This window comes from SAR324 cluster bacterium (assembly GCA_029245725.1).
In the GTDB taxonomy this organism is placed as follows: Bacteria; SAR324; SAR324; order SAR324; family NAC60-12; genus JCVI-SCAAA005.
Genome location: JAQWOT010000214.1, coordinates 1 through 8,565 on the forward strand (window position 1 = coordinate 1; position 8,565 = coordinate 8,565).

5 protein-coding genes and 2 pseudogenes are annotated in these 8,565 nt (G+C 48.4%); 2 read left to right on the forward strand and 5 right to left on the reverse strand.

Annotated elements, in window-relative coordinates:
- Window positions 1–12: 12 nt before the first annotated feature.
- The 5 genes and pseudogenes from P8O70_11515 to tgt form a co-directional block, all read right to left on the reverse strand.
- A pseudogene (locus P8O70_11515) lies at window positions 13–1,348 on the reverse strand (FAD-linked oxidase C-terminal domain-containing protein).
- A gap of 46 nt (window positions 1,349–1,394) precedes the next feature.
- Window positions 1,395–2,891, reverse strand: coding sequence for an NAD(P)/FAD-dependent oxidoreductase (locus P8O70_11520; GenBank protein MDG2197493.1), 1,497 nt, complete (start codon window positions 2,889–2,891; stop codon window positions 1,395–1,397).
- 52 nt (window positions 2,892–2,943) lie between these two features.
- Complete coding sequence (gene lysA, locus P8O70_11525) at window positions 2,944–4,200, reverse strand: diaminopimelate decarboxylase (GenBank protein ID MDG2197494.1); 1,257 nt, start codon at window positions 4,198–4,200, stop codon at window positions 2,944–2,946.
- Window positions 4,201–4,333: 133 nt separating this feature from the next.
- Entirely contained in the window at window positions 4,334–5,551 is a 1,218-nt protein-coding gene (locus P8O70_11530; protein MDG2197495.1) for an endonuclease/exonuclease/phosphatase family protein, read from the reverse strand.
- Window positions 5,548–6,675, reverse strand: a complete 1,128-nt coding sequence (gene tgt, locus P8O70_11535; GenBank protein ID MDG2197496.1) for a tRNA guanosine(34) transglycosylase Tgt — start codon at window positions 6,673–6,675, stop codon at window positions 5,548–5,550. The genes P8O70_11530 and tgt overlap by 4 nt, the downstream gene beginning before the upstream one ends.
- Before the next feature lie 125 nt (window positions 6,676–6,800).
- On the opposite strand from tgt, the gene sohB reads away from it, so the two are divergent.
- The gene (gene sohB / locus P8O70_11540; GenBank protein ID MDG2197497.1) at window positions 6,801–7,970 is read left to right on the forward strand and encodes a protease SohB; all 1,170 of its coding nucleotides are present in this window, start codon (window positions 6,801–6,803) and stop codon (window positions 7,968–7,970) included.
- A gap of 8 nt (window positions 7,971–7,978) precedes the next feature.
- Window positions 7,979–8,467, forward strand: a pseudogene (locus tag P8O70_11545) (ParA family protein).
- Window positions 8,468–8,565 lie beyond the last annotated feature (98 nt).

The following is an 8,565-nucleotide window of genomic DNA, read 5'->3' on the forward strand; positions in this document are numbered from 1 at the left end:
CTGCTTGATCTGTCACATCATCTCCACAGATTCTGCGTGCTCGGCACGCATGTAGTGAATCTTACCTATCCCGACACCATGCTCACCGGTGCAAGTCCCTCCCATTTTCAAGCCCGCTCAATCAACCGATCATTCAACTGCTGAAATTGCTTCAAATCTTCTGCCCCGTTGGCTGGATCAATCAAGAAGAGTAGATGAAAATTTCCATCCCCCACATGACCAACAATGGGTACCATGAGGTTTGATGCGTCGATGTCAGCCCGAGTTTTTAGAATACACTCCGCTAGTCGAGAAATAGGCACGCAAACATCGGTAGGCCAACCCTTACAGCCTGGTTTGAGAGCCATCGCTGCATAGTAGGCATCATGTCGAGCATCCCACAGGTTTCTCTCGTTCTGCTTCATCGGTGGCCCACCGGAAGCTTCCCCCACCTTTTTCACCAGCCAGTTCTCCAACCAATTGCGACTGTTCTTCCACCCAGCGTTGCGTTCCATTGAATTCAAAGAAAAGGGTGGGCTTTTTGGGATAGTCTAGGTTGGAATACTGATTCAGGGCATCCATCTGAACCTCATCCAGCAACTCTACACGTGCTACGGGTAGCCCGGAATGCATCACAGAGATAACCGTGTTGACTGCCCCAGCGAGAGTCTCAAAAGAGCAGATAGCTGCGGAGATTGCTTCTGGAATTCCGTGCAGGTGTAGCTGAATCTCTGTAATGATGCCCAGTGTGCCTTCAGAGCCTACCAATAGGCGCGTCAGATCGTAGCCTGCGGAAGACTTTCGGGAACGCGTACCGGTCAGGATTCTTCCTTCAGCGTTGATCACCGTCAGACCCAACACATTTTCACGCATGGTTCCATAGCGGACCGCATTGGTGCCTGCAGCCCGGGTTGCCACCATTCCAAATGGAAGCATCCGCACCAGGATCAATTGGAAAAAACAGATTCGCTGATCGTAGGTGCTCGTTAAGTTGCTTGCGGGTTACTCCTGCTTGCATCCGACAGTCGAGATCATTTTCGTTGACTTCGAGTACTTGATTCATCCTTGAAAGATCGAGGCTAATCCCTCCATGAAGTGCTGCGATGTGTCCCTCCAGAGATGTTCCTGAACCAAAGGGGATGATTGGAATCCGATACCCCACACAACACTTGACGATCTCAGTAACTTCCTCGTTACTCTCCACGAAAGCGACAGCATCAGGTGGATGAACCTCGTGGAAGGAGGCGTCTTTCCCATGTAACTGGCGTACATCGCTTGCTGTAGAGAGGCGATTGCCCAGAAGTGCCTTCAATTCCGATAAACACTGCTCAAGGTCTGTGGCTTGCGGCTTTTGGTGTGGGAGACTCATGTGGGTTCTCCAGAGTGGGTTTATTGCAGAAAGCTAGATTGTCCGTTCATTCACTTTTCTTCAGTGGCCACACCAATTCTTCATAGTTTCCGTCTCGCCATGCCCTTAATCTTAGGTACTCACAGAAAACATCAGGTTTGTAAATCGACTTACCTAGCAGCATCCGTACACATTCCTGTATGCCTTCGATAATCGAAGGATGAGGGTGTATCAGTTCAGCTAATTCACCAATCCCTTTTTGCATGGAGATCAGTAGGGCTACAGCCTGGATAGCGCTGGAGGCATGTTCTCCAATGGCACGCATCCCAAGTATTCGCATCTCCTCGTCATCTGTTACCACAATCTTGAAAAAACCTTCACTGTGGCGCATTGCGATTGCGCGTGGGATGCAGCGGTAATCGAAGGAGGCCACTCGGAAGGGGGCCCCTGCTTTGCGAGCCTGTGCTTCGTTCATTCCTACCCCAGCGACCTCTGGAGCGAGGAACATAATGGTAGAGATATTTTCGTAGATCAGAGGTCGGCCTGGTTGACCAAAGATTTTTTCCACGGCATGTCTGCCTTCGAGTTCCCCTACGTTGACAAGGGCGATATCCGCAGTCATGTCTCCTACAGCGTAGATGTTGGACAGGTTTGTGGAAGTGTCTTCATCGTCAATGCAGCCAGCTCGATCCAGTCTCACTCCCAATTCACGGGCTCCAGTGTTTTCAATGTTGGGTACTCGACCAATGGAGATCAATGCTCGTTCAACCTGATGAGTTTCTTCACCTTGCGGAGTTCCAATAACGTACTCAACTTCTCCACTGACAATTTTCATGGAAAGCAGAGAGGATTGTCGATGGATCGTCACCCCACTTTTTTCAAGATTACGCTCTAAAATTTTGGTCAGATCCTCATCTTCAAAGGGAAGAATACGGTCATCTCGGGCAATCAAGCGGACATCGGTGTTCCCAAAATTTGAGAAAATACTGGCGAACTCACAGCCGATCACCCCAGCCCCAACAATGATCAGACTCTTCGGGAAAGAACGAAGACCACTCATGCCGTCACTGGTCATGATGATGCACTCGTCCACATCCACATTGGGTAGCATCCGAGGACGGCTCCCGGTCGCGATGATAGTGTAGTGGGATTTCACTACGTAGGGCTCAAACTCACCTCGCATTTCGATCTTGGTTGGTGTGAGTAAACGACCACTTCCCTTGACAAAACGGAAATTTTCTCCATCACGATGAACAATTTGTCTTAGGTGCTCTTCCAACTGAGCAGAACGTTCGTAGACGGCATTATCAACCTCTTCCAAGATGCTACCAAAGGGGATCTGAGGCATTTTCATTCCGTAGCTGTCCAACTTATGACGCATGGAGGCAATTTCCTTGGAGAGCTCCCAGAACGTCTTGGAAGAAAGTGCTCCGTTGTAGACCCCGGCTCCTCCCAATCGGCTTCTCTCCACGAGAATGACTTTCTTACCAAAATCAACGGCACGCATTGCGGCAGCATAGCCCGAAGGTCCTCCTCCTAGTACGCACAAGTCGTAATTTTCCATCCCTTTCTCCTTTGCCGATATTGATCAGTCTGTGTTGACTTTATGAAGTGAATTAATCCAGTTCCTGTGTGGTGCGTAGCAGGTCTGTATAGCGTTCTGCTCGACGGATCAGTTGAGCTTGTCCATCTTTTACCAAAACTTCTGCTGGCCGTGGACGAGAATTATATTGGGAACTCATGGAAAAACCGTAGGCTCCAGCATCTGCAATCACAAGGCAGTCTCCCACTACGGTTTTTGGCAGGTCACGTTGGATGTTGCCTTGATCGACACTAAAAAAATCTCCAGTTTCACAGACATTTCCCACCACAGCCACTGTCTCGAGTTCATCTTCCATTCGGGAGGCATTCCAAATCCTGTGATAGGAACCATACATGGTTGGACGCACCAAGTGATGAAAACCGGAATCAGTGCCAACAAATTGATATTCGGGAGTGTGTTTACGGTTAGTGACGCTCAACAGCAGAAATCCAGCTGGTCCAACAAGATAGCGCCCAGGCTCGAGCTTCATTGAGAGAGGACGACCATATTCCTTGCAGAATTTTTCAAATCTCTCCGTCATCTGTTGGCCTAGTGCATTTACATCCATTTCTTGTTGTTCAGGACGATAAGGAATGCCAAAGCCACCCCCAAAATCAATGAATTCCAGTTCGGTGAAACGTTCTGCGAGTGCAAGAATCATTTCCATCGCTTCTAACATTGGTTCAGGTGCAAAAATGCCAGTACCAATGTGGGACTGAATCCCGATGATGCGTAGGCTATAGCACTGAGCCAGTTCTTGAGCCTGCTCCAGTTGATCATAGTAGATGCCAAACTTAGAGCGTGGCCCTCCTGTGATACAGTGAGCGTGATGCCCAGCACCGACTCCTGGATTAACCCGTAATGAAATATTTTGTCCAGAGTAGCGCTTTCCGAAGTGTTCTAGCGTCAATAAAGAGCCGATGTTGAGTGGAACTCCATTTTCCACGCAGAAGTCCAATTCTTCTGGAGCAGTGTTGTTACCTGTGAACAAAATTTGTTCTGGCCTGTAACTGCAGTCGAGTGCCAGTTGCACTTCAAAAGGAGAGACGGCGTCAATCCAAGCGCCTTCTTCTAGCAAAATCTTCAGGATTGAAGGGTTGGAGTTGGCCTTCATTGCGAAGTGTAACTGCAGTCTTTGCTGTTGATGTAATTCCTCAAAGCAGTTCAGCAGACGGCGACACTGACTCCGAAGGGAGTCCTCTTCATAGACATAGAGAGGAGAGCCAAAGTTGGTACGAAGGGCTTCCACACTCAGTCCACCGAGGTGCAGTTGGTTGTTCTGAATCTCCATGTTTTCTAAGAGGGTACGAGGTGGTCAGGATTTGTGATACAAAATCGGAGGGGATACACTGATTTTAAGTAGAACCCCAGCATCTTGTCGATAGTAGATCTGGAAAAATTTCTATGTTGATGGAAATCGAAACTCAGGGCAACTTCAAGTCGACCCAGACGAGACGATGATCAGAACTTGGTTTGAGCCAAGTTGCCTCTGTTTCATCGGGGTTGGGCCAAAAAACTCCACCATGCAGAATTTCCAGTTCCTGAGCCGGGAGCACGTAATCGACTCGTAACCCCCAAGCAGCGGTGTCTTCAGCAGGATCTCCCCTGTGTGGAGGATTTCGGGGTTTTTGGAATTTTCCACCTTCACTGCGTGGAACCCGATTATCATGCCAAACGGCAGGATGAATACGCTCATGCTCCAATAATTGGCGAACCACTTGATTGTAACAGTCACCATCGACGGGATCTGCGTTCAGATCTCCCAGAACAACAAACAGATTTTTAGAATACAGGCCACCAAATTTACCTGCATCATCAATCAAATAATTCGTATGCTCCCCGCCACTTAGGTAGTCACTCCAGAAACGAATCTCGTCATGATTTCGTCGACCATTACGGTTTTCTGGCCCATCAAAAACTGGTGGTGTTGGGTGCGATAGTAGTAGATGCAATCGATGCCCATGAACCGACACAGGGACGTCCACATGGTTCTTGGAAGAGAGCCGCAGAATGTCCAACTCGTCTTTTGAATACCAATCCCCTTGTCCCAGCCGGTCGGGGTGATCTGGTAACAAAGCGCCAGGAAGATCACGCCAGAGAAATTTCTGGAAAGTCCGAATTTTTTCTCTCTCCATCTCGTATTGGGAGAGAAGAACAAAAGCATACTGGCCGGGAAAGTTCCCAAATCCCAACGTATCCCCTGGACTGTCTAGCCTCCCATCACGATCTAAGTCAAAACCGCTCGGTATCCCAGTGTTGGAAGGAGCGACATAGACATGAGGATAGGAAATCGGCTTCAACTCATGTTGTGAACGCTGAAGATAGTTGCTTTGCAATAAGCCGACGGATTCACCAGACTCATCAAAGTCGAACTCGTTGAGCATTACAATACTCGGACGAACTCTCTGCAGAATCGCTGCAATATTTTGTATTTGGAGATCTGAGGTGGAGCGTAACCGTTGCTTCAAACCGTTGGGTTGCTGAGCACTTAAAGCAACATTGAAGGTGGCAATTCGCAGAATCTTTTCAGATTTTTTTTCAGAATCAAAGCGCAAAGGAACCTGTAGTCCAATCTGAAAAGAACTCTGAAATCCATGGCTGGCAATCAGTAGTAGACAACCAAGGAAGCCAGCACATCTCATGCTTCATCTTGAGTTTCTCGGTACTGGGCGGATTGCCATTGTTGTAGCTGGGTGTGGCGAAAAGCTGAGAAATTGCCTGCTAAAATGGCATCTCGAGAATCACGCATCAATTGCAGATAGAAGTGTAGATTGTGCAGTGTGTTCAAGCGCATGGCGAGAATCTCATTACACTGGTAAAGATGACGCAGGTAGGCTCGACTATAATGCTGGCAGGTGTTGCACTTACAATTTGGATCCAGCGGGCGTTCATCCTCACGATACTTAGCTTGCTTGATGGAGACCTTACCCTCTGAAGTAAAGAGATTGCCGTTTCTTGCATTTCGGGTCGGCATCACACAGTCAAACATGTCGATCCCGGCCTCAATTCCAGCCAAGAGGTCTTCTGGCTCTCCGACCCCCATCAGGTAACGTGGAGTTGCTGCAGGCATCTCATGAGCAACGTGGTCCAGAACGTAGTACATTTCTTCTTTAGATTCTCCAACACTCAGACCACCCAATGCATAACCGTCAAAGCCAATTTCAGTCATCTGTTCCAGGCTTTGGCGACGCAGATCCAGTTCGCCACCTCCCTGGACAATGCCAAAGAGTGCCTGGTCAGTTTTCCGCGCCTCTTTGCAACGCCTTCCCCAGCGAGTTGTAAGCTCTAAAGACTCCTGCAATTTCTCATAACTAGCTGGCAGTTTGGGACATTCGTCAAAAATCATCATGATGTCAGAACCAAGATTCTCTTGAATGCCAACCGAAATCTCTGGGGTCAACCAGAAAGAGCTTCCGTCCAAATGACTTTGGAAGCGAACCCCTTCCTCACTCCGCTTGTGTAGTTTGGCAAGGGAGAAGACCTGAAAGCCTCCACTGTCTGTCAGAATTGGCCGATCCCAGTTCATGAAGCGATGCAGACCACCAAGCTTGGCAATTAAAGAGTCACTAGGCCGTAAGTGCAAATGATAGGTATTTCCAAGGATGATTTCTGCCCCAATATCCTTTAATTCTTCAGGGGTCATGGCCTTGACGGTTCCAAGTGTTCCCACGGGCATAAAAATCGGGGTATGGATCGAACCTCTAGGGGTTTCTATCTTTCCGGCTCGTGCTTTGCCGTCCTGTGCCTGAAGGACAAATGTAATCATGCTGTGTTCCCTAAGCTGCAGGGAAAAGGCTTGTTGTTTTGGGGCAATCCGTTCATTCTAATAATATTTTTCACAGTCAAAGACTTCCGTCGCCTGACTTCCGTCCAACCCGCTTTCTCTTCCAAATGGAATCCGAAAACGCCTCCCCTCTGCTGGACTTTGTCGTCAACTATTTCACATTCTACTACGTCAGTCTGCTGCTTTTTTTGATTGCTGGAGTGCTGATGCTGTGGCGTACTTTCCGGCGTCGAAAAAGAACTCCAGGCAATCGACTAAAAACCCACCTAAGTTTTCGTTATCTGAACGACCGCTTCGACTCGGACGTAGATTCCCTTCAACGAGAACTCCAGAAGCATCCATTTTTACCCAAGGCAGCGCTTAAATTACTTCGTAAGGCACAGAAAAAAGAAGGGAAGAGTGAGGAACAAGAGGCAAAGTCAGATTCCCAAACCACCCTGGAAAAAATCAAGGAGCAACTGGACAGCGGACTGAGTACGGAAGAGGTGATCGGAAAACACTCCAATCGTGTTTATGTCCTTTCCTTCACCGGTAACATAATGGCCAGTGCCGTTGAACAACTACGCGAAGAAATATCGTTCCTGCTGCAGATTGCCCTTCCTTCTGACGAAATTGTAGTCCAATTGACTAGTCCTGGTGGAGCTGTCGCCCAGTATGGTTATGCCAGTTCGCAGCTATTACGATTGCGTCAAGCTGGCTTAAATTGCACAGTTTGCGTAGACACTGTTGCAGCTAGTGGTGGCTATATGATGGCAGCCGCAGCTCAAAAAATCATTGCGGCTCCTTTCGCTTTTCTTGGTTCAATTGGTGTTGTAGCAAGTGTGCCGAATTTTCATCGTGTTCTTCAGCGTAATGAAATCGACTACTACCTCTTCACAGCAGGCGAGTACAAGCGTACAGTGACTCCCTTCGCTGAAGTGACAGAGGAAGCACGTGAAAAATTCCAAGCCGATCTGTCTGCGATTCATCAAGCCTTCAAGGACCATGTCACACAATATCGAGAGGGCTTGGATATTGAGCAAGTAGCGACAGGCGAATATTGGTTGGCGTCCAAAGCCTTGGACCTGAAATTAGTGGATGAGCTGATGACGAGTGACGACTATTTACACGGCAAGATGGAAGAGGGCTTTGATGTGATCGAGATCCACACTGTTGAAGAGCGTAAGCCACTAGAGCGATTGCTACAGCAGGGTGCTCAACTCTTTCAACGTGTTCTGCAGTCTCGTCTCCCCCTGCCGGATTCCCAGCCACTTGATGTTCGTGAATACTACCGCTGAATTCATCGATGTGTCGAGTCGTTTATAATTGGAAGGGAGGGGTTGGTAAGTCCACTGTTGCCCGCAATCTCGCAGCAATTGCCACCCAGGAAGGAAAGCGAGTTTTGCTTGTGGATCTGGATCCACAAGGCAACTCCACACATTACCTGCTGGGTCGACCTGGGTAGGAAATTTCTCCTAATGGCTTTGATTGCTTCAATGACTGGCTACACTTCACAAGTAGAGTAGGCGGACCGAGGGCGTGTATTCATTCTTCTCCATTTCTAGGGCTTGATGTTCTGCCCTCCCATCCAGAGTTGGAAGAATTACAGGCCAAGCTGGAGATGCACTACAAGATGTGCAAATTGAGAGAACTCTTGTTGTCATTATCGGAGTACGATGAAATTTTTCTGAACACCCCACCAGCGTGGAATTTCTTCACTAGATCCGCTTTGATTGCATCAGAGTGTTGTTTGATTCCTTTCGATTGTGACGCTTTCTCGCGTCAGGCACTGTAGACCCTGTTGCAACAAGTCTGTGAAATCAGCTCCGATCACAATCCGCAGCTAGAGGTGGACGGGATTGTGGCTAACCAGTTTCAGCCACGAGCCCGATT